Annotated in this window: 14 protein-coding genes and 1 pseudogene; 8 read left to right on the top strand and 7 right to left on the bottom strand. The window is 45.8% G+C overall.

Features of this window, described 5'->3' with window-relative positions:
* Window positions 1-20 precede the first annotated feature (20 nt).
* From CSH93_RS08820 to CSH93_RS08845, 6 genes are all read right to left on the bottom strand, one after another.
* Window positions 21-620 carry a Yip1 family protein gene (locus CSH93_RS08820; protein WP_100642891.1) on the bottom strand — a complete coding sequence of 200 codons (600 nt, stop codon included), beginning with the start codon at window positions 618-620 and terminating at the stop codon, window positions 21-23.
* A gap of 233 nt (window positions 621-853) precedes the next feature.
* Window positions 854-1,909, bottom strand: coding sequence for a glycosyl hydrolase family 17 protein (locus CSH93_RS08825; RefSeq protein WP_100642892.1), 1,056 nt, complete (start codon window positions 1,907-1,909; stop codon window positions 854-856).
* Between the two features lie 107 nt (window positions 1,910-2,016).
* Entirely contained in the window at window positions 2,017-2,808 is a 792-nt protein-coding gene (locus tag CSH93_RS08830; protein WP_100642893.1) for a LytR/AlgR family response regulator transcription factor, read from the bottom strand.
* Window positions 2,805-3,971 (bottom strand): sensor histidine kinase, encoded by a 1,167-nt coding sequence (locus CSH93_RS08835; RefSeq protein ID WP_100642894.1) that lies wholly within the window; start codon window positions 3,969-3,971, stop codon window positions 2,805-2,807. Before CSH93_RS08835 ends, CSH93_RS08830 begins: the two co-directional genes overlap by 4 nt.
* A 134-nt stretch (window positions 3,972-4,105) precedes the next feature.
* On the bottom strand, window positions 4,106-7,588 hold the full coding sequence (locus tag CSH93_RS08840) for a hypothetical protein (protein ID WP_240615545.1): 3,483 nt from the start codon (window positions 7,586-7,588) through the stop codon (window positions 4,106-4,108).
* A gap of 29 nt (window positions 7,589-7,617) precedes the next feature.
* Window positions 7,618-9,030: a malectin domain-containing carbohydrate-binding protein gene (locus CSH93_RS08845; protein WP_240615546.1), complete on the bottom strand. Its 1,413-nt coding sequence runs from the start codon at window positions 9,028-9,030 to the stop codon at window positions 7,618-7,620.
* A 399-nt stretch (window positions 9,031-9,429) separates the two neighbouring features.
* Between CSH93_RS08845 and CSH93_RS08850 the strand changes: the two are divergent.
* The 6 genes and pseudogenes from CSH93_RS08850 to CSH93_RS08875 all read left to right on the top strand — a co-directional run.
* Window positions 9,430-12,102: pseudogene (locus CSH93_RS08850) on the top strand (family 16 glycosylhydrolase); the annotation flags it as partial.
* A 648-nt stretch (window positions 12,103-12,750) separates the two neighbouring features.
* The gene (locus CSH93_RS08855) at window positions 12,751-15,753 is read left to right on the top strand and encodes a TonB-dependent receptor (protein WP_100642897.1); all 3,003 of its coding nucleotides are present in this window, start codon (window positions 12,751-12,753) and stop codon (window positions 15,751-15,753) included.
* A gap of 171 nt (window positions 15,754-15,924) precedes the next feature.
* Window positions 15,925-16,503, top strand: a complete 579-nt coding sequence (locus tag CSH93_RS08860) for a pyridoxine/pyridoxamine 5'-phosphate oxidase (protein ID WP_100642898.1) — start codon at window positions 15,925-15,927, stop codon at window positions 16,501-16,503.
* A gap of 204 nt (window positions 16,504-16,707) precedes the next feature.
* Window positions 16,708-17,328, top strand: coding sequence for an FMN-binding negative transcriptional regulator (locus CSH93_RS08865; RefSeq protein WP_100642899.1), 621 nt, complete (start codon window positions 16,708-16,710; stop codon window positions 17,326-17,328).
* A 23-nt stretch (window positions 17,329-17,351) separates the two neighbouring features.
* Window positions 17,352-17,570: a hypothetical protein gene (locus CSH93_RS08870; protein WP_100642900.1), complete on the top strand. Its 219-nt coding sequence runs from the start codon at window positions 17,352-17,354 to the stop codon at window positions 17,568-17,570.
* Between the two features lie 105 nt (window positions 17,571-17,675).
* Complete coding sequence (locus CSH93_RS08875) at window positions 17,676-18,137, top strand: hypothetical protein (protein WP_100642901.1); 462 nt, start codon at window positions 17,676-17,678, stop codon at window positions 18,135-18,137.
* 46 nt (window positions 18,138-18,183) lie between these two features.
* Here CSH93_RS08875 and CSH93_RS08880 read toward each other — a convergent pair whose 3' ends face one another.
* Window positions 18,184-19,644, bottom strand: a complete 1,461-nt coding sequence (locus CSH93_RS08880) for an MFS transporter (protein WP_100642902.1) — start codon at window positions 19,642-19,644, stop codon at window positions 18,184-18,186.
* A gap of 293 nt (window positions 19,645-19,937) precedes the next feature.
* Here CSH93_RS08880 and CSH93_RS08885 point away from each other — a divergent pair, with 293 nt between their 5' ends.
* Both CSH93_RS08885 and CSH93_RS08890 read left to right on the top strand, forming a co-directional pair.
* Complete coding sequence (locus CSH93_RS08885; RefSeq protein WP_100642903.1) at window positions 19,938-22,148, top strand: glycoside hydrolase family 3 N-terminal domain-containing protein; 2,211 nt, start codon at window positions 19,938-19,940, stop codon at window positions 22,146-22,148.
* Complete coding sequence (locus tag CSH93_RS08890) at window positions 22,145-24,025, top strand: glycoside hydrolase family 3 protein (protein WP_100642904.1); 1,881 nt, start codon at window positions 22,145-22,147, stop codon at window positions 24,023-24,025. The genes CSH93_RS08885 and CSH93_RS08890 overlap by 4 nt, the downstream gene beginning before the upstream one ends.
* Window positions 24,026-24,033: the final 8 nt, after the last annotated feature.

Genomic DNA, 24,033 nt, shown 5'->3' on the forward strand with positions numbered 1-24,033 from the left:
ACAGGCCGACATTTGCAGGTTTAGTGAACGTACACCGGACCTACACCTGTACTCCACAAAATGACGGTCACCGCCATTAATATAACCAATAGAACCAAGCCACAGGTTACAACTGAACTAGAATATATAAACCCTTTCTCTTCTGGGATATGCATCATAATCGGCACTCCTGAATATAACAGGTAAACCGAATAGGAGAGGCCGACAAGGCCGATTGCCATCACAAACCATAAGACTGGGTAAAGCGCAGCAAAACCAACCATAAATAAAGGGGTAGCGGTGTAAGCCGCAAGCTCAAGTGATTGCGTATAGGTTGGGTAAGTATCAAATGCTTTTGCGAGTTCATGGATCAGTACCGCAAGCGCGACTACACCTGCTATTAGCCCGAAGTACATAGCGATACTCATCATCATGGCACTTTGTTGAGTAAGTTTGATCACATCGCCAACACCAATACTCCAGCCGATATGTGCCGCTGAATAATAACCAACCAAGGCCGGTATGAGTGCAATAATGCTAATGTGACTTAACGCATAAAAATAATTCTCGTGGCGTTCATCAATGGTTTGCCATTCTTCTTTCGGGTGCGCGTATATTCCCCACAGGTGATTTAAAATCATATGCATGTCTCCTTAGACAATGTTGCAACAATCACTTTTTATCGTGTTTTGTGTGTCACACACAGCGCAATGTAAATTATTGTTTAATGTGTTAACACTTTATTAACAAGCAGTGTGCTTGATGCTTAAAAAATCGTCAAGTAGTAGATTGATTTATTTGTTGTATCTTTGCTGCGCGCCACATTCATGGCTTAAATTAGGGCGCACAGAACAAGGGGAATAAGGTGTAGAGGCTAATGTGCACTGAGTTGTAATTTCTGCATGATCTTAGCGGCGGGTTTTGCCTGACGATCAACAAAAAATACGCCCCAATGCTTTTCTGCTCCCGACGTATTATCAGGGTTGCCTTTCCAAGGCTCGTCAAAGGCTTCAAAGAACAGCACCGTAATATTATTCTCTCGGCTCCAATGATGCAGTTCTTCTAAGTGTTTCGCTTGATTTTCGCTAGTCGCTTGTTGCGGAAATTCACTTGCCGTAGTTGCCCAGCCTGCTTCTAATATGGCAATGGGTTTGTTTGGGTGAGCGTGTTGCACGCCTTTTATATTCTCAATGCTGTATTGCATTGCTTCTTTCAACGGCTTGTTTTCCCAAATTGGATAGGTATGTACTCCAAGGAAATCAACGTGTTCAACAAGAGGTGCACCATCTTTTATCCACCACTCGTAGTTATCTGCTACCGTTACGGGTTGTACTATTTGCCCTTTCACATGCTTCACATATTCAATGACACTCTGCAATGGCACCATATGGTCATTCCATTCTACCAGTGCTTCATTGCCAACATTTACAGCGAGAATGATGTCCGAATACTGATTAGCAAGCGCAATACCGCGTTCAATTTCAACCTGATTTTTTGTTTTGTTTAGCGATAGCTTTTCAGCTGGAATAGGTTCATCTAGCCAGGGGCAACCTTCATGATTACTGATTTCCGCATCTAACCAAATACCTTGTACAACTTTGAATGGCAGTTGATGTTGTTTTATCAACGCGAGTGTCATTCGGCTATTCTCACCGGCATCATAAAGACGGATTAACGTTATGCCATGCGCTTGCATTATCTTCAGGTCTTCAAGAATCTCCTCGGCGCTGGGGTTGTTTGCGCCTTGACCCCGGTCGGGGTGTTGACCTTCTCTGAACCCGGAGTAGGCAAGCCCGAAGCTTTCCCCGGCTAATAGTGCTGAAGCGTCTTGAGGAATGACATTGGCAATAGCAGTTTGAACGCCTGCCAGTGTTAACAATATAAAGCCAAACAAGCGAATAGTTTTTATCAAGGCGGTTGTACGGACCATAAGTTAAGCTCGTCTAATGTGGAGTAATCAGCTTAAAGATAATGCGAACAACTACCAGTGACATGCGGTAAAGCGGACGAGGAGGGAGTCCGCTTGGGCTCAGATATTTAGGCTCCCGCGTCGAGATAGGTTTTGATGACCTCTCTGTAATTACGACTGACTTTAATTTTATGGTGTTCACCCAGAATAAGGAAAAATTCGCCCTTGGTATGGGGGATGACTTTTTCGATAAAGTTAAGATTAACAATGGTTGATCGGTGCACGCGCTTAAAGATATTGGGATCTAACTCACCCAATAACTCTTTCAGGGTGCTCCGTTTAATATGTGTTTCGCCATTTGCATGCACACAGACATAATCACCGGCGGCCTCAAGCCAGGCTATATCAGGTTGTTCCAACAAGGTGATTTCTTCGCGGTCTTTGATAATGATCTTGCGCTGATGACTGTGGTAGTCATCCTGCTCACTCACGTGCGCATTCATGGTATTCATCGCATTAATGATACCGGACTTAAAATCTCGATTTTCATCTGAAGATAAACGGCTTATCGCCCTTTCTACTGCACGATCAATACGTTCCTGATCGATTGGTTTTAAGATGTAATCAACAGCGTGTAAATCAAACGCATTGATGGCGTACTGCTCGAATGCAGTAGTGAAAACCACCAAGGGCATGGCATCACCTTGCAATTGTCTTACAACATCAAGACCATCAAGCCCCGGCATTTGGATATCTAGGAACATTATATCAGCAGAATTAGACAACGATGCGTCGAGCGCCTCACGGCCATTTTTACACTGGGCTACGATCTCAATATGAGGATTCTTTTGTAGTTTTGATTTTAGTAGACCAAGAGCTAAGGGTTCATCATCTACGATGATTGTGCGAAGTACTGTCATGCGCTATCCATTGTTGATTCAGTTTCAGCACTCACTGGCTCATAAGGTATTTTTATTTCAGTGAGCAGGCCACCATTAGGTGAGCTAGTAATGTTGAATTCATATGCACTGTTATAGAGCACTTTGAGGCGTTCATCAGTATTTTTTAATCCTACTCCACGACCGGTCACGCTTTGCAATTTGCTCTTGCCGATTTTCATACCCGGTCCAGTATCACTAATGGTTACACTGAGCATATTGTCTTTAATTTTTGCTTCAACTCTAATGGTACCGCCATCTTCACATTTGGCTACTGCGTGCTTCATTGAGTTTTCGATGATGGGCTGCAGCAGTAGACTCGGCACAAGCCCTTGCTTGGCTTTTTCATCAATATCAAATTCAAGATTTAACCGATCTTCAAAACGGATCTTTTCAATTTGCAGGTACAGATTGAGTGCCGCTATTTCACTTTCCAAGGTGATTTTGTTATTCGGTACGTTATCCAGTGAATGGCGTAAAAATTGACTGAGATTTACTGTCATGATCTGCGCCTTTTCACTTTCCTCGATTTCGATTAAAGCGTTAATGGCATTAAGAGTGTTACACAGAAAATGTGGATTGAGCTGATAGCGAAGCATTTTCATTTGAGCATCTCGGGCGGTGGCTTGCGCCTGCATGCGTTTTAATTGTTGCTCACGTGCTTCCGCTTCAGCTCTGAGCATGATGCCATGCTCTGTTTGCAGTAGCTCATAATACTTAACGCCATAAAATAGTGCAGCCCAACTTATATAGACAAAAATACTGCTAAAATACCAGCCTCCAAAATCATCCCAGATATGCTGTTCACCGGTCATGTATTGGAACATTTCCATGCGGGTTACGGTCCAAATCAGTGATACCAATACCACTAGAAATAAGCAAACCACCGACTTGGTTACGGTCGAGTGGTGCCAAACGCGTAAAATGCCTTTTTCGATGAAAATAGAAAATACAAAGCCTAGGACCGATTGCGAAAGGATCGGTGCAACGTATGTCCAGGAAAGCTGGTTATACCAAAGGGTTAGGGTGAAAAATGAAACAATACAGAGAAAACCCCAAAAGCCCAATTGCCAATAATAAAAGGGCGTATCTGGCAGTTCGTACTGGAAAGTGTCGTCTTGTTCTGGCGTGATCACTTCGCTCATATGCGCACAATTACAAACAGTCTGAGCTTAGTATTACACATATTTTCAGGTCTCGCGAGTTCATCAGAAACAGCAACGAGTAAAGCGTAACTGCCTGATTATTCAGTTAGTTACGCTTTACTGATGTGCTTATGCTAGGCAGTGTATAGCATTCCCGTGGGCAGAGAAATAGCTATGCTCTTCACGTGTCCGGTTCGTTTAAATATCGCTTGGCTCAGTTCTGTACTTAATTGACCACCCTCGAAAGTGACGGTGTCATTATTTGCTAATGCTACCGATGTGTTTATCGATGTATCATTGCTTAACGTGTATGTTATGGGCACTTGGCACCAGGTAAACGCAAGTGAAGATGCTGGTAGGTCAATGGTCTGCCACTGTTCATTAATATCGACATAGCGGAACGTTTTAGCGTGTGCGGTAAATTCTTGCTCACGCAGCATAAACGGATCGAATCGAATAACACCGCCCTCAACAAACCCGCCGAGCTCAGCCAATCTAGTAATGACCTCCTCTTTCACCTGACCTGTCATACCCGGTTGTTGTGCGCCAGCGTGTTTCGGTGTGTGAGAGTATGGGTCAGCTGGAAACGCGCCGTATTCGTCAGGCGTTTTATTAAAGCCAATGCCTTCTCGAACACGGTAATAGTGTGCAATAAGGTCTTGGGTCACAGTGCTCATGGGATCTTGATTGTGACTATAAATGGTCACTTCCTGCACGGATAACAGTAGCTTAGATACCATATGCCAATAGATACAGCCTAAACCTTCAAAGCCAAACATACCGCCAGATCGACCGGTAAAGGCGGCATGGTTAAATACCGCTTCGTAACTACCCAAGAGCTGTTGCAAAGCGCTCTCTGTCGTGAGTTCTGGATAACGTGTCACGACAGACAGCCAGCGAGATTTAATTACATTGGCATTAATGATTCCGCTGTTGAATCGGTAATGTCCTTGACTATCACGCTCTATGATCCGCGTATCGTTGTTATCCACCATGGCTTGTAACAATGGTTGTTGAGCAACGGTATCTGCTTTCAGTACATTCTTACTCAGGAATTTCTGTTGTGCTCTATCGGGATATAACATGAAGGTTTTCTGATCAGTCCGATACATATCCGAACGGAATAATTCATTCAGCATAACGTTCGCTTGGGCAGGTGATAATGCGCCTGAACTCAGCGCAGCTACTTGCCCTTCAAGCATATCGTAAAGATAGTCAACGCTAAGGGAGGACTGATCAATTGAGAGAATATTGTAAGCGTGATACAAACCCGACGCTTTCTTATTTTGTTCGATACTGTGGCGAATCAACAATAATGCATGTTCAAGCATCTGACTGATGTCGGCTACAGCAACATTGGTTTGGGTATATTCGCCATTATGCGTATACATTGCGCTTCGATATTCACTCGCAATTTTACCTAATGATGATAGCAGTTGATATTGAAAGTCAGTTCCGCACTTGCCTTGTGGCAGTTCAAGAGCCGCCTTTGTTAATATCTCTGTTGTTTTACCTAACCAATGAGCGACTTCTTTTGTCATTTCAAATGCATCATGTTCTGTAGCATCTAACTGCTTTAGAATGTGCTGCATAAAAATGATGTAACGGTTCATATAATACAGTGTGACCATAGACAAACCTTGCCCTACAAGCGCATTGTTTGCGTCATTCCATTCAGGTCGCTGGGTGTTGAGCCAAATACCACCGTCAACCACAAGGTTGCTCAATTTCGTTAGCAGCGGCACCATTAGCTTTTCCATCAAGTTAACTTGATAGACGTTTTGAGTATTGTCGAGTAGTAACTTTCCATCTGCGCCGAGTGTTTCGACTCGATGTTCAATCATCTCAGCTAACGCATTGTCGAATAATACGGTTGATTTAGGATCCTCTACTAACTTGTCAAAATCCTTGATGCGATAGGGGACATTGGCGTAGCTATAGTGTTTTGCATGCAACAGCTGTAACAATGTTTGCGGATGAAACTTGCTCGACGTTTCCAATAACTTCAGTAGATAAATGATCTGATGATCGCCCCAGTATCCAATATAACTCCATGGGTCATCGGGCTCTTCAACTTCCCAATCAATGCCTTGTTTAGTGATGCGGTAGGGATTGTAGCCATCAACCGTCGAAGCATTGACAAATTTAGCAATAATCGACTCGATAAACTCCGGGTAGCTTAAGCTTAGCGCTTCCCAATTTTGAAAAATATCACGCCAGTTACCCTGATAGCTCAATAGAGGGTCGCCATGTTCATCTGTTAACTCAATGGCAAATTGATTCCAAGGGCGACTAGGATCACCATGGCGACGTCCAAACGTAATCGGCAAGTACTCCCCAACCAGCCTGCTAAGTTGAGCATCGTTGCAGCTATCCACAAGTGGTTTGAGCATGTCGAAGCTAAAGGCCTCAGGCAAATTTAACAGGGCCTCTTTATTCCGTTCAAAACAAGGCTTATTGAAGTGAGCAATCGTTTTGATAAGGTCTGCGCGCGTAATTTGATATTGATTGGCAAAAATGCCTCCGCGCATGACATTAAATAGGGTATTCGCATAGTGATGCAATGCAACAACAGGCTCGCCAGTGAGCTGAAAGCCATCAGCCGCTGCCATAATGCGTGCCAGTGAATCGCTTCCGGCTGAAAATGATTCTGATAAAGCTGACGCTACTGACGCTGGCGTTTGTAATTGTTGTTGCAACGCAACAATCTGAGTCTGACTTTGTTCCACGTTGATCACTTGCGACCATGAATGTACTTGACCGGCTGACAGTTCGACGCTGTCTTCTAACAGATAACTGCCGCGAACGCCTCGACTATGATCCACTTCATCAATCGATTGGTGCTGTTTAAATGCTTGGATGCAGGCGCTATTTAAGTGCACCTTGGCAGTGCTTAGCCCCAAACTGAAGACGGTTGTTGCCCGCAGCGATTCTGCTGGCTCGGCACGGTCGGTAATGGCTGAGTACAGAGAATAAAGCGCCAAAGACGAGTCAGGAATACGTTCACTCCACTTATAAGCATCAACCAAGTTGCTCGATTGTGTTTGTGTGTAGCGTGGCGTTCCTGCAGGCAATATGTTTTGCAACCCATCAACAAAAGCCACGGATTGTGATGCGTCACCCAAGTTGGTTAATTCACAATACCGACTAAAGCCAAAGCTATCAGAAAAGCGCCAGGTATAAGTGAAGGCTAATTGAAGGTCATGATTGATTTCTTCAAAGCGTAGGACATTACCTAAAACACTTTTGTATAAATTGCGTGTGATCGAGAACCTGTCATCGTGTTCCTGATTGAACGGCTCCCAGTATCGAGCCGATGCTTGTTTGCCAACACGGAATATCGTTTTGGGGCCCGTGTGTGGTGTACTTTCATAAATTTTATCCACTGTCGTGTAGGGAAATACAGCGTACTCAGGGGATACTCGCCCCATGGTTAGGCCGCCAGTAGATGCAGCAAACAGCCAATGATTACTATCCGAAACCACACTGATAAAAAAGGGCGGCATCGCATCTACATTGCTGATTTTGTAAAAGGTTTCATTGTCGATGTGGGTAAATGATCCTTCACATCGAGATTGAATGGGAGTCGTATTTAGCATGTTCGTCGTTTGTCTCATAATGGGTTTCTATTTCGATTCTGAACGGCTTATTTTTCAGCCGGAAGTTGATAAATACGTACATAGTCAACTTCCATCTTGGCAGGGAAAATAGTGTCATCGATTGGTCCGCCTGCACGGCCCCATGCTCCGCCAATCGCAAGATTTAGAATGACATGATAAGGGTGGTCAAAGGGCCAAGACTGCCAACCCGTACCGTCATTCTCATAGAAAAAATAGGGGATATCATCAAAGCTAATGATGATGTAGTTCGGCGCCCATTCTAGAGAGTAGGTGTGGAACTCAGAGTCTACGGTTTGACCTTCTATACTGGCTTTGCGTTGCTGCCAATTAACCCAATAGTAGGCTTTTGTGTGCACAGTGCCATGCACGCGCTGCATGTCATAACCAACATGTTCTAAAATGTCGATTTCACCTGAATTGGGCCACGCATCACAAGTAGAGCTGCCTTGCCAATCTTCTCCCTCTCCACAAGTCGTCGCATATTTGAATGGATCTGACGGTAACATCCATGCTGCGGCCCATGTGCCTTGTCCCTTGGGTACACGCGCGCGAACATCCACCTTGCCATATAAAAAGTCACCCAGTCCCTGGTTATGGAGGCGCGCAGAGGTATATTCGGCTCCTTCATAATTCTCTTTGTGAGCTTCAATAATCAGGTGGCCATTTTGTACACGTGCGTTTTTCGCGCGATTGGTATAGGCCTGATCTTCATCATTCACTTTGCGCGCAGGCCAAATGTCAAAATGCCACTTAGTTGAATCGGGTGCGCCATCGACATCAAATTCATCGTTCCATACTAGCTGCCAATCGCGAGGATCTTTTGCCTGAGCTTGTCTGATTATAATGCCATGTAATAGAGGCTTACCTGCGGATGCATCAAATGAGATATTGAGCTCACCGTCACTGACTTCAATGCCGTACACTGCTCTCACTAGCGCAGATACCGGCTGATTATCGCGAGCTAACCTGACATCTAGATCATCAATAACGACGGTATCTTCGGCAAGGACATCGAATACACGTTCACCGACTTCGGCCTGATGCGGCTCGGCAAACTTAAACGTAATCGCATAAGTTCCATTCTCAACGGGTAAGTCTATAGACAGTTGTGCCGTTTGTGCTTCTACAAAGCTCTTATACAGGGTAGGGTCCTGAGTTCCTTTGATATCTGAGGATGAGCCTTTGATAGCATTTATCGCGAGTGTATCGGCTTCGTAGTTTACACCGTCTTTTCCGATGTAATCCTCACCGCCGAGGTTAATGGCTTTCACTACCGAGTATGCGAACGGATGAAATTCCTCTGCGCTCTTGGCCGTTGCTTTAGTAGGGGGTGTTTGCGTTGAGGTGACGGTTTCGGTCGTTGGCTTTTTGCTACAGCCGCTGATCAACGCAATCTGTAGTGCAAGCATAACGATTATATTATTGGATAGTCGCCTCATGGAAAACTCCTGCATGCATGACAAAGTTCGCCCTTATCTGTGGGCACGATAATTCCCGCAAGCTAGTTTATTGTTGGGTAAACACAAGCCAAATAAGGCAAGGCGGACTGCCGTTGCGATTAAGTGAACAATTTCTAAATGTTAAAATTGGTGAGAGGTAAGTGATAATCTTTGGTGATTAAAGTCCGCTGTGACGGCCTTAAATTGCGGTGAGTCCGCTTTACCTTTTCATGATCCCACCTTAACGCATTTGCAACATTGACATTAACATTCGTGTTACATCTACCCTACGCTAATTGCGTGGAGTCTTTTAATGGATTCAGCATTAGCGGAACGTTTGAAGACTCTTAAAGCCTGTAAATAGGGCTCAAAACACGCACAACATCTTAGGAGAAAACCATGGGGACAAGAGGCGTAAATTCGTTGCCAAAGCTATTCGCGGCAACCTTACTCTCAATCTCGATAGCCGGCTGTGGTGGTGATGTAGAAACCAACACCAACATAACGGTTGTTAATCCGTCCGCACCTGTCAGCGATTGGCAGTTGGTCTGGAGTGATGAATTCGATGGTTCTGACATCAACCTCAATAATTGGACACATGAGGTAGACTGTCAGGGCGGCGGGAACCAAGAAAAGCAATGCTACACTGATGACCCAGCTAACTCGTATGTTAGCGATGGTATGTTAAACATCGTTGCATTGCCGGCCGAAGACGGCGCACAACTGCCTTACACTTCAGCTCGATTGAATACGAGAGATAAAGTAGATTTCACATACGGTCGCGTTGAAATGCGCGCTAAACTTCCTAGCGGACAGGGCTCATGGCCTGCGTTTTGGATGATGCCGACAGATGGCGTATATGGTGAAACTTGGCCATTGTCGGGTGAAATCGACATCATGGAAGCGGTTAACTTAGGCGCTCCTAGAGCCGACGGTAGCCCTCAAACCCAGGTATACGGTACTTTACATTACGGCAACCTATGGCCAAACAATGAAAGTTCTGGTCGCGAGTTTACTCCACCTGATGGCGTAAACCCAGCAGACGGCTTCCACACTTATGCGATTGAGTGGCAAGAAGGTGAGATCCGTTGGTACATGGACGGGTACTTGTACGCCACACAACGTCAATCTGAAGTTCGCTACAACAGTTCTGGCGATCCAACTGGCTTAAGACACCGTGGTTGGTTCGTACCAGGTTTTGATCCGATTACGGGTGAAGCGACAAACTTCTATGGTCCAGAGCCATATGATCAAGATTTTCACCTTATCTTAAATTTTGCTGTTGGTGGCGATTGGCCAGAAAATGTAAACGCGGGTGGTATTGATGCAGATGCATTCGCTGAAGGTCAAAGCTATCAAATTGATTATGTTCGCGTGTATGAGTGTTCACTTGATCCGCAAACCGGTAAAGGATGTGAGACAGTTCGTCCTGGTTATAGCGCTGACTATGAAGAAGGACAGGTTGATACTGACAGTTCAGGCTCATTAGTTGAAGGTAAAGCACCTTCTCCAACGCCTCCGCCACCTCCTGTGGCAACGCCTATCACAATCTTCGCTGACGGTGAAAACCCAGGTTGGCCTCTATGGGATTGTTGCGGTGGCACTACGCCTGAAGTTGTTATTGACGACGCAGAGCACGGTGCAGTGGCTGAGTTCCAGATTTTAGACAACAACGGTACTGTACTGGGCTTCTACAGCCGCGATACAGGCGAACCGTTTGACGCACAAGCGATGTTAACTACAGGTAGCTTGAAGTTTGAAATGAAAGTGGTCTCTCCACCAACCGCAGATACTACGTGGTTATTAAAAATTGAAGCAGACGGAAACACTTCTTTTGCTGAGCTTCCATTAACGGATAGTGTAGAAGGCGCTGCGCCAGTCGTTGGTGAATGGCAGACCTATACATTCCCATTACAGATGCTAGCGGATGCAGGCTTAGATATCAGTGCGATTGACGTCATCATGATTTTCCCTGCATGGGCAACGGGTGAGGGCGCAGTGTATCGTGTCGATAATGTTACCATTGCACCTGATGAAGCACCGGTTTATCCAGAGTTAGTGCTGTTTGAAGACGGTATTAATCCTGAATGGCCACTATGGGATTGTTGTGGCGGCACAACGCCTGTAGAAGTTATGGACGATGCTGAGCATGGCATTGTTGCAGAGTTTGAAATTTTAGATAACAACGGCACAGTATTGGGCTTCTTCAGCCGTGATACGGGAACGCCATTTGATGCATCAGACTTGTTGGCTGAAGGTGTTTTGGAATTCGAAATGAAGGTGGTATCACCGCCAACTTCCGATACTACGTGGCTACTGAAAGTTGAAGCAGGTGGCAACACGTCATTTGCCGAAGTACCACTTAACACCAGTACTCAGGGCCAAGATCCTGGCGTCGGTGAGTGGCAGACCTATACATTCCCATTAATGGCATTGTCAGATGCAGGCCTTGATGTGAGTGAAATCGATGTTGTGATGATTTTCCCAGCATGGGCAACGGGTGAAGGCGCAGTGTTCCGCGTGGATAACGCGAAAATCTATAACCCGAATGCAGACAGCGGCGGTTTAAGCGGTCCTCTATTAGCGGTATTTGCCGATGGTCCGAATGAAGGCTGGCCTCTATGGGATTGTTGTGGCGGCACAACGCCAGAAGTTGTCATCGATGATGCTGAGCACGGCACAGTCGCTGAATTCCAAATCTTGGATAACAATGGCACCGTCTTAGGCTTCTTTAGCCGTGATGAAGGTGAACCGTTTGACGCGAGCAGTATTATCAATACGGGCGTGTTCCAGTTTGAAATGAAGGTGGTGGCTCCACCCACTTCAGATACGACTTGGTTACTTAAAATTGAAGCTGATGGTAATACATCATTTGTTGAGGTGCCGCTAAATACATCTCAGGAAGGCGTTGACCCTACTACTGGCGAATGGCAGACCTATACCTTTGATTTACTTAGCTTAAGCGATGCTGGATTAGATCTCAGTGCTATCGACGTCATCATGGTATTCCCTGCTTGGGCTACGGGTGAAGGTGCGGTGTACCGGATAGATAACATGTATATCGGCAACCCATCAGACATCTCCGGTGGCAGCAGTGGTGGCGCTGGCGATGCAGCATTGACATTGTTTGCTGATCAAATCAACGAAGGATGGCCACTTTGGGATTGTTGTGGTGGCACGACGCCTACCGTAGAAATGGATGATGCGGAACACGGTGCGACAGCTGAATTCCAAATATTGGATAACAATGGCACGGTTTTAGGCTTCTTTAGCCGAGATGCGGGCGAACCGTTCAATGCTGAAGATATGCTGTTAACAGGTGTGTTCCAATTTGAGATGAAAGTGGTGAGTGCACCTACGGCAGAAACTACTTGGTTACTTAAAATCGAAGCAGATGGTAATACATCAGCGGTCGAACTTCCTCTATCAGACAGCCTTGAAGGCGCAGCTCCGGTAGAAGGTGAGTGGCAGACCTACACCTTTGATTTGTTAACTCTTTCGGATGCTGGTCTGGACCTAAGCGCAATTGACGTAGTGATGGTTTTCCCAGCTTGGGCAACGGGGGCTGGTGCAGTGTACCGACTGGATAATGTGGTCTTCACAGAACAGTAGGTAACGGCTAGCGCCTCATGGAAAAGGTGTCCCGGCCCGCTGTCAGACAGTATTCGACAGTGGGCAACCTCCGGGACGGGAAAGCAGACAGAATAAAGTAGGTCAAGAATGAGATATTCTAAATTTTCGAAAACAAGGTTGTCAGCAACCATCTCTATGCTCTTGGGAAGCGCAATGTTTGCGCCAGCATTTGCACAGGAAGCCGACTCAGCCGACGCTGAGCCAACATATGAAGTGATTGAAGTATCGGGTATTCGTGGCAGCTTAGCGCGGGCACAAGACTTGAAGCGTAGTTCTTCAGGTGTGGTTGATGCGATTTCAGCTGAGGAAATGGGTAAATTCCCCGATACTAACTTAGCCGAATCGTTGCAGCGTATTACCGGTGTTTCGGTAAGCCGAGCAAACGGTGAAGGCAGTCAAATCACCGTGCGTGGTTTTGGACCTGAGTTTAACTTAGTCACCCTCAATGGCCGCCAAATGGCCAGTACAGGCTTTACACGTTCATTTAACTTTGAAAACCTATCATCAGAAGGCGTAAACGCACTTGAAGTATATAAATCTGCTAGAGCGGATGTGCCCACCGGTGGTTTAGGCGCAACGGTTAATATCGTGACTGAAAAACCCTTTCAGCGTCCGGGAGAACGATACTCGTTAATGGCAAAAGGGCTTCACGATACGTCAAATGAAATGGGCGATGATGTAACGCCTGAAGTCGCGGGTATATACAGCAATACATTCTTTGATGATCGATTTGGTGTCAGTGCGAATTTCTCGTTTCATCGTCGAGATTTTCAACGTCAATCTGCGAATGTTCGCTCTTGGCAACTGAATCCAAACCTCAGTGTGGATGCTGCAAATATTATTGATAACCGTCCGACAGATGCTAATGGTGAAGTGATCCCACAATTCTTAGCTCCGAATGATGATGGTGTCTTAGAGCCAATGGCCGCGGCGTTCTTCCCACAAGAAATCAGTTTTGCCATTGATGATGTACAGCGTGAACGTACAAATGGCCAGGTGACATTCCAATTTGCGGCTACCGATGACTTGGTCTTTACCGTTGACCACACTATTTCAAATGCAGTGAACGGTGTGAATCAGCTGGCGTGGGGTGTATGGAACGGTTCATTTGGCGGCAACGCAAACTCTTATGAGCTAGATGAAAACGGAACAGCGATTTACTATAACGCGTCAGGTGATGACGGGTCCTTTACCGCGTTGCGAGAAACAACAGAAGTTGATTCAAAAGCGACTGGCTTCAACGTTGAATGGGACTTTTCAGACACATTAAGTTTCAGTTTTGACGCTCACACCTCTAAATCAACAACTGACAACGGAATGGATGATGGTTTAGGGTCTAGTGCTCGTGTTATTTTAGGTTCGGCTGAACTATCGACGCGTGAATACTTCTTCCGTGATGGTGATATTCCGGGTTATCGCATCAATTGGGATAATGGCAGTGATGAAATTAGCCCTAATCAAATAGGATCTAACTTCAGTATTTTTACTCGCACGCCAGGTGAATCAGAAGTTACTCAGTACCAGTTTGACGGAGAGTGGCTCCCCGAGTTGGGCTATGGCTTGATGGGCGTTAAATTTGGTGCAGCTTACACTGAGCAATCACTGAGCGGATGGGGTGGTTCGAATAACGCCAACGCACCAGGCTTTAACAATGGAACATTCCAGGAAATCTTCCCAGATAGTATGTTTGAGCGTGTTGACCTAAGTGCATTCCTAGATGAATTCTCCTTTGGGTCTGCAGGAATTTCACCCGGATATGCTTATACTTTTAGTCTAGATGAAGCTGTTACTCGCCAATTGGCATTCTTAACTGCTGATGTTTTAGGCAGTGATGTATATGAAATCGGTACCTTTGGTGAAGAAAACTTCCCCATTAACAGTATTGATGAAGACACGTTGAGCCTATACGTTTCAACAGAATGGGAATTCGAAGTTAAAGACTACTATGTCGATGTTAACTTTGGATTGCGCTATGAAGAAACTGATATTGTCAGCCCGGCCAAGAGCCGCGTTGCTGAATATGTGTATTGGGCAGGTGGCTCTGAGTGGTTGACACAGTTTGCCAGCGGTGGTGAATTGGTTGAAGTGGAATATGAGGGTAACTACGACCTATTGTTGCCAATGTTAGACGTCAAAGTAGACTTAACTGACGACTTAGTGGCACGTGCTTCAATAGGTAAAACCATTACACGTCCAACCTTGGGTTTGATGCTGGGTAACCTTAGCCTGACACCTTCACCTAAACTTGGTTCGAGAACGGGTGGCCGTGGTAACCCTAATTTGAAACCTTTCCAATCCACGAACTTGGATATCTCAGTTGAGTACTATTACGCCGAAGCCAGCTACGCTGCAGTGGGTCTGTTCTGGAAAAACGTAGATGATTGGATCGACAACTCACAGATCACAACCACAATTGATGGATTGTACGATGTTTATCTTGGTCCGCGTTGGAATGCTGCAGTAGCTGCCATTCAAGAACGTGGTGAACAAGCAACAGATGCTGCTATCTATCAAGAGTTAGTAGCAAATGGTGTGGGTATTGGTGAGAACAATCGTATATTGCCTGATCCAAATGGTGATCCGTTGATTGAGTGGACCATTAATTCTCCGGAAAACGTGGGTTCCCGTAAAGTTAACGGTATTGAATTTGCGGTTGAACACGTCTTTGGAGACTCGGGTTTTGGTACGGGCTTCAATGCAACAGTGGTTGACGGTGATGTTGAATACGACAACTTCATTCTTGAGTCACAGGCAATCTTGCCTGGCTTGAGCAACTCTGCAAACTGGCAGGGCTTCTATGAGAAAGATGGCTTGTCTGTGAAGCTGACCGCTGCATGGCGTGATGAGTATCTTGCCGGTCAAGGCCAGCCAGATACGACAGATGCTCCGCCCAACTATGTTGAAGAATATTTGCAGTGGGATTTAAGCATCAACTACGAGCTTAATGAAAATCTCACGGTATTCTTTGAAGGCATTAACCTAACCAATGAAACAGAACGTAGTTTTGGTCGTTTTGAGCGTCAATTCCTAAGCGCCGCTCAATATGGTCCTCGTTACGCATTGGGTATCAGGTATACCATGGATAACTAATCCTTCCTGGTTGAAGGCCGCTAGTCTCGATATGAGGTTAGCGGCTTTTTTTTGTCTGTTTTTCATGAACTTGAAGCTATAAAAAATGTATTTTGTGGATACAAGGCAAGTGCAATTTTGTGCTAACCTCGCGGGTACTACATAATGCAATGTTGATTAGGAAAGTAGCTCATGGAGTGTCCAATAAGGAAGTTTAACGATTGGTGGGAGCAAGCGTTAGACAACAGCCCTTTGAATCAAAAAAGCGCAGTGTGTGTATCAACTATTGATGAACATGGTTTTCCAGCCGCTCGTTTCGTAGATTTAAAGAACGTTAGCGAAGATGGCTTTGTGTTTTGTTCATATGTCGATTCAGCTAAAGGAAAGCATATTCAAAATCGACCGGAAGCCGCGATGACAATCTGGTGGGATCATGTCGGCTATCAAGTACGAATAGTGGGCACTACAAAGGTAATATCGAGTGCCGAAGCCGATCGGTATTGGCAGTCTCGCAATAGAAGTGCACAGTTAACTACCACAGCATTCGAACAAAGTGCTCCCCTTGCCTCTGAGGAAGAGTTGTCTCAGCGCTTACAGCAAGCATCTGCAGAGTATGCGGATAAGCGTATTCCTAGGCCCGATAATTGGGGCGGTTACTGCATAGAACCCATATCTATTGAATTTCTCACTTTTCAAGAAAGCCGATTGCATCTGAGGCAGTTTTTTGCAAAGTCGAATAATGCTTGGAAGCACCAACTTCTTCAGCCTTAAATAATTGAGCATAGTTAACACTAAAGCGAATAGGATATAAGCCGTGAAGACTGAGCAAGAACGAAACGCCAGAATAATCTTCACGCTATCATGACTATTTCTGATTTATTCTTGCCGAATGCAGAGCTTAAGGCAGCGACACAAACTTTGTATCGTTAACCGCCGTTAGTCCATTTCGCAAAAAATACGGGATCCCATTGTTACATGTACATACCTAAAAACATGCTTATGCAGGGCGATGACGCTATCGCCTCGTTTATATCCGAGTTTGGTTTTGGCTCATTGATTTCTCCTGACCTAGAAGTGACCCGATTGCCGATGCTGTTTGAAGCTGACTATGCTGAAAAGGGGCGGATCGTCGGGCATATGGCACGAGCCAATCCTCAGTGGCGAGGATTAACCGGTCAACGTGTTTCGGTGCTGTTTGATGGCCCACATGCTTACGTAGCAGCAAAGTGGTATGAAACGACTCCCGCAGTCCCAACCTGGAACTATGCTTCAGTGCAATGTTTTGGCCGATTTGTCGAGTTGAACGAAGCCGACACGCTAGAGGCAATGAATAACCTAATACGAAAATATGAGCCTGAATTATTACTTGATCGTGCGCGCATGCCCGCTGAATATGTGGATAAATTACGCAAAGCCGTTGTTGGTTTTAGCATTATCGTGGATGATATTCATGCCAAAGAGAAGCTTGGGCAGCATAAAAAAGCAGGCGATCAGCAGCAAGTCTTCAATGCGCTGAGCAATAGCGCCATGACGGAAGCCCAGCAACTTGCAGGTTATATGAAAAAACGTCAATTAGGCACTGGTATAGAACATTAACGGAATGGTTAAACGGGAACGTTATGAAGGGATTTAAGTCTGTCGCACTGACGCTCGGCCTGCTGTTTATAGCAACCTATAGCTACACCTTGGTAACGGGGCATTATGGCACCATCGGTAGCGGAGTAGGTGTTGTTATCGGTGTTTTAATAGTGGTTTATGCTGTCGCTGGCAAGGATCTAATTGATTCGCTATACATGCGCCTGACCGGTAAACGCTTCAATGGGCACAACAATCAGTGATTACAGGGCAAAACGTTGAAATAACGCTTTAGTTGCCGAAACGCTGTATTTAGCGCTACTATTTTGTGCAGAAGGGAATATTAAATTTTTAAAAGGATTGATGTAATGAAGACGATTCTATTCGCATGTGTTTTGCTCTTGTCTGGTTGTGTATCGACAACCGCAAATGTGACACAACAACCTGCATTGTATTCAGACACCATGGACATTATACGTGACGCCGCGGAGTCTGCTCCGTTAGGTGTTGAAGGAAGCTATACCCTCAAAATCAAAGCCAGTGGCAATCAAGGTAAGCAAATATTCTTAAATACTGAGCTTGATTACCGCGACCAACGCAATGTGACTATTGCCCTGCACCCCAGAGTAGTATCACTATTGATGGCAAAATACGGAGAGTCACCAGAAAACTACTTTGTTGATAAATCTATCACCGTGACAGGCCAAGCCCAGCGGATAAAGATAGGTTTCTTCAATGAACAGAGGAAACCGACAGGTAAATATTATTATCAAACTCACATTCGCATCGTCAATGCCGATCAAATAAAGGTGATTAGCGGCGAAATTTAATGCCGCGAATGGTAAGCGACGTTAGGACCGGTTTATTAAAGTACAGTTACGCCATTTGCGTAGCTGCACCTACAACGCCTCGTCGCTCCTCTAACTGATGGCGTGTTTCTTTTGCTTTTTCTTCAGTAATGGGATATTTAGCGATCATCACGATGGCCACGACTGAACACAAAGCCGGAATGAATGCATCGAACAAGCGCATTAACATCAAAGTAGATTCTGACTGAGCAGCACCAAGGGCGACATCGAATCCGGTAGCGTTAAGCAAGAAACCGCCAACCGCTAACGCCACTGCCATTCCCAATTTAACTACCCACCAAAATATTGAACCGTACATGCCTTCTCTGCGTTCGCCCGTATTTAATTCATCTGCATCACAAACATCAGCAATCATTGATCCGACCAACGTAAACAGGCCGCCTAAACCAAAGGCGTAGAAGGGCACCGGTAGCAGCAATAGCAGCGGGTTTGATGGGTCGTAACATACCCATTTTAAACAGTAACCAAACACTGAAATGCCGATAGCAATGAAGAAAGCTTTACGTTTGCCTAGTAGGGTAGAGAGTTTAGTTACGATAAATATTACGCAGAAGGTAGAGAATGCTGAAACCGTGCCAGCCCATCCGGCATATTCTGCACCCAGCGCTTGGTCGCCTGAAAACACATAGTAAATGATTACGTAACTTTGAAACGAGGCCACCATCATAAAGCCGTTAAACACAAGGAATGTAGCAATGCACAAAGCAAGGAAAGGTTTGTACGAAATGGTGATCATGAATCCGCGTAAGAAGTCTTTAACCCCTGCCATGGATTTTTCTTTCTGATTGATTGAGGCCGTTTGCTGCTCAAATAGGCTGGCTTGGGGCTCTTTTAGTAATAGGGCCGGTAAAATGCCGACGCATATGGTAAAGGCCGCAATGATCATAGCGAGGTATCCCGCTCCCTCAATCATGTTGTCAAACAGCGCGTCATATTGCATGAACCATAAGAACCAAGGCGCAATCAAATACGCGAGTTGGCCCATAAAGTTTTGTACGGCCATTAGGCGAGTTCGTTCGTGGTAATCAGGGGTTAATTCATAGCCTAATGCCACCCATGGGGTCGCAAACATGGTGTACGCGAGGTAAAAAATGAACGAGCCAATCAGAAAATACCAAAAGTAAAAGTTTTCAGACTGTCCTTCAGGTAGTTGCCACAGTATTGCAAAACAAATTCCAGCCAGTACTGCGCCACCCAATATATATGGTCTCCGTCGGCCCCAGCGAGTACGTGTATGGTCTGATATATATCCCATCAACGGGTCGGTTATCGCATCTGTTAAGCGTGGCAAAGCACCCAACAATCCAACCAGCGCCGGATTCATACCGAGCCCCAAATTCAACACAATCACCATACCGCCAATGGCAGCAGCGAGTAAATTATTCACCAGTGCGCCGAGGCCATACACAAATTTTAGTAACAACGGGATCTTGTCCGCAGGGTTTGTTGTTGTGTGTTCAGCGCTCATGATGTTTCCTTTTGCCATCACCGGTTAACATTTTCTGTTAACGGGTTGTTAATCGCATAGTCGGGTTAGCCTGTTTCAAGCGCAAGGTTAATGCGGTAGGAGGGTCCATCCAGCGCGGTAAGTTGGCCAAAGGCCCAGAATAGAATGAATTTAACATTTTATTTCCCTGTCGCCCTTGGTCGAATCCGTTTTACCGCATTCTGATTGCAACTCAAATTACAAGGCCTACAGTCACCTCAAGTGTTTATAAAAAGAGCCAATGCTAGTGGCTTCTTTGTCGGTAGTCCTTACGAATGGAAAGTACATTGCTATCTGAGTCTCATCATAACGCGCTCGCGCTATTAGCGCGCATGAGCCTGGATGAGAAACTAGGTCAGATGAACCAATTGAATGGCGAATATGGTCAAGTGTCTGACTCGATGGCTGACGCTGTTCGAAGTGGCCATGTTGGCTCCATAATCAATGAGGTTGACGCTAACACCATTTCTCAACTTCAACACGTCGCACGGACAGAGAGCCGGTTGGGGATCCCTTTGCTGATTGGGCGTGACGTAATCCATGGGTTTCACACCATTTTCCCAATCCCGATTGGACTGGCTTGCAGTTGGTCTGAGACCTTATTGGAAAATGTTGCCCGATTAAGTGCGGTAGAGGCGTCATCAGTCGGTATTAATTGGACTTTTTCGCCAATGATTGACGTGGCACGAGATCCTCGTTGGGGGCGTGTGGCTGAGTCTTTCGGTGAAGACCCGTTGTTAACCTCTCGTCTTGGTGACGCGATGATCCGCGGCTATCAAACGCATGATTTGTCTTCACCTACGGCCATTGCGGCTTGTGCAAAGCACTTTGCTGGATATGGTGCGTCTGAAAGCGGCCGAGACTATAACACGACCAATATCAGCGATCATGAAATGCGGCATGTGTATTTACCACCATTTAAAAGCGCATCGGACTGCGGCGCATTGACCTTTATGACCTCATTCAGTGATGTTAATGGCGTTCCAGTATCCGCGAATCGTCGATTACTCACTGATATTCTAAAACATGAGTGGGGTTTTTCTGGTTTTGTCGTCAGTGATTGGGCCTCTGTAGAGCAACTTATTGATCATGGTGTGGCGGAAAACAGGAGCGATGCAGCTGAATTAGCCATTAATGCTGGCGTTGATATGGAAATGGTCAGCCAAACTTTTATTGAGAATGCCACGACCTTGTTAAAGCAAGGTCGTCTAAACGAGCAACAAATTGATGACGCCGTGACGAGGATTCTGACGGCTAAATATGCGCTTGGTTTATTCGAACAAGACGCGGATCCGATAATAGATAATCATGACTCTGTCGCTACTCAATTGGCCTATGATGCCGCTCTGCAAAGCTGTGTTTTATTGAAGAATGCAGACCAAATATTGCCACTGCAAAAAGCAGGGTTGCAGACGGTTACGGTATTGGGGCCACTCGCACATGATGACTACGAACAATTGGGCACTTGGATTTTTGATGGCGATCCTGAACACAGCGTGACACTGTACGAAGGACTGACCCGAGCTTTGGGCGAGCAAGTCTCTGTTACGCACCACCCTATCTTCAAAAACACTAGAGATACAAGCCAAGAGAACCTTTCAATAGCCTTTGATTATGCTGCCCAGAGTGATGCTGTCATTCTGTGTGTAGGTGAAGAAGCCATTTTATCCGGTGAGGCGCACTGCCGGGCGGATATAAGATTGCCTGGCGCGCAAGCCGCATTAATAGATGGGTTATCTCAACACTTGTATGCTTCAGGAAAGCCGTTGATATTGGTTGTTATGGCCGGCAGACCGCTTGAACTAAGTGATGTTGTCGACAAGGTTGATGCAATCTTATATGCCTGGCATCCAGGGCATCAAGGGGGTACTGCAATTGCGGATATTTTGCTTGGGCAGCAATCACCCTCGGGCAAATTGCCGATTAGTTTTGTGCGTCATGGTGGGCAGATCCCACTGTACTATTCGCAAAAGCCGACTGGACGGCCGGTAACCCAAGATAACTATGCTCACATGAATGATTTTCCGATGCGAGCGCCGCAAACATCATTGGGCATGGCGGCTTCACATATGGATACTTATTTTACGCCGTTATTTCCGTTTGGCTTTGGCTTGTCTTACGCTGATATCAAGTATTCATCAACTAAGCTCAGTGCTCAAACGGTCGGTGCAGAAGAATCCTTTAGCGTGAGTGTTTGTGTTACTAATACCAGCGACATAGCCGTAACCGAAATCGTACAACTGTATGTACGTGATAAAGTGTCCAGCGTTAGCCGCCCAGTTAGGGAATTGCTCGATTTTGCGCGCGTTGAGTTGGCTGCGGGAGAGTCGCTGGATGTGAGTTTCGAACTCAACGCTACGCAGTTAGGATTTTATGATCAAAACAATCAATACGTTGTAGAGCCTGGTGAGTTTTTGTTCGGTATTGGTTCTGACAGTACCTGTGAATTATCCGCGTCACTCATGTTAAACAGAGCGACGCCATGAATAATCTACATCAGTTTCGTCGACAAGCGACGGCATTAGTGAAGCAACTGACGCTAGAACAGAAAGTTGGGCAAATGACCTTGGCTGATCAGTCAACGTGTACGCCAGACGATGTTATGAAGTATAAATTAGGTGGCGTGATGAGCTCTGCAGGCTCATGTCCTGAACCAAACACGTTGCATAGTTGGCAAGCTATGATTGATGACTTTTGGGATGCCGCCTTAGCCATAGATGAAAGCGTGCAAATTCCGTTGCTGTATGGGCTTGATGCAATCCATGGCAATGCCAATGTGCAAGGCGCAACTATATTTCCTCACAATATTGGGATCGGAGCAGCACATTCTGAAGATGCGATACGAGAGCTTGCAGCAATTACCGCTGATGAGGTAAGAGCGATAGGTGCGAATTGGATTTTCGGACCAAATCTCGCGATGGCGCAGCATTACCATTGGGGCCGCATGTATGAAAGCGTGGCTGGCGATCCAGACACAGTAAGTCAATTCGCTCGACTATACATGGAAGCCTTAAATGCAGAGCGTGAAGACTATCCGATTTTAGCCTGTGCGAAGCACTTTGTTGGTGATGGCGGCACGGCATATGGGATTGAGCAAGGTGATATGTCTGCCTCCTTCGAGGGACTTTGCGAACATATCAAGCCGTTTAAAGCTGCTGTTGATTCAGGTGTACTGTGCGTAATGGTGGCCTTTAGTAGCTGGAATGGCGTCAAATGTCACGGCAATGAGTTTCTAATAACCCAGCAACTTAAAAATGCATTAGGTTTTGGTGGTTTTGTCCTGTCTGATATGCAAGGCATTAACTATGTTGATGATGACTTGTATAAGGCCATTGGGCGCAGTGTCAATGCCGGTATTGATATGTTTATGGTGCCGCAAAATTGGCGTGTTTTTCAGGAAATGCTAACTAAGCACATTGAGCTGGGCAGCATATCAATTAACCGTATTGATGATGCCGTTACGCGCATAGTTATGGCTAAGTATGCGCGAGGCTTGTTTGCCTCTTCGAGACCTTCAGACAGAGCGAAAAAATATGCAGTGTCATTCGGCAGTGTCGAGCATCGAGCAGCAGCACGACGAATTGCGGCGGATAGCTGTGTGTTGTTGAAGAATGACAAGCAAATTTTACCCTTATCGCCACACCAACGTGTACTCGTAACGGGAAAAGGGGCTACACATACCGGTATGCAATGCGGTGGGTTTACCATTGACTGGCAAGGGGTCGATGAGCCAGATGGGATTGCCGGCGCGACCACTATATGGCAAGGCATTAGTAAGCACACGGTTAACGGTTCGATGGTGCCAGTAGAAGAGGTAGCTCTGGCGGACCCAAGCGCCTTTGATGTGGCTATTGTCGTTGTCGGTGAGCGTCCTTATGCAGAAGGTTTAGGCGATGTGCGTGTAAATGATCAGGTGTTGTTTGAATCGAGCAGTCGGATAGATGGCAATTTATCGATTCAGCCGCCTTATGGCAGAAGCCTTTCGTTAAGTGAATTGCATCCCGAAGTTAAAGTGATAATTGAACAACTGAATGCTAAAAAGATCCCGATGGTCTGTGTGCTGCTTAGCGGCCGGCCTTTAGTTATTGAGCCCGAATTTGGCTTGGTCGATGCGTTTGTCGCCGCATGGCTACCGGGAAGTGAAGGGGACGCTATTGCTCAGGTGTTATTCGGTGAGCGCGCTTTTGCAGGAAGACTACCGTTTGCCTGGCCTGCAAGTGAAAATCAACATGCATTGCCACTGATCAATGCGCATATGTTGTACCGCCAAGCCTGGCCAGCAGGGCACCACATAGCAATGGTAAACAAACAACCTCAATCGCAGGATCCGCACGAGAATATCGGCGTACATCAGCATAAATAACCAAAATA

Source organism: Neoalteromonas facilis (assembly GCF_002807665.1).
In the GTDB taxonomy this organism is placed as follows: domain Bacteria; phylum Pseudomonadota; class Gammaproteobacteria; order Enterobacterales; family Alteromonadaceae; genus Alteromonas_E; species Alteromonas_E facilis.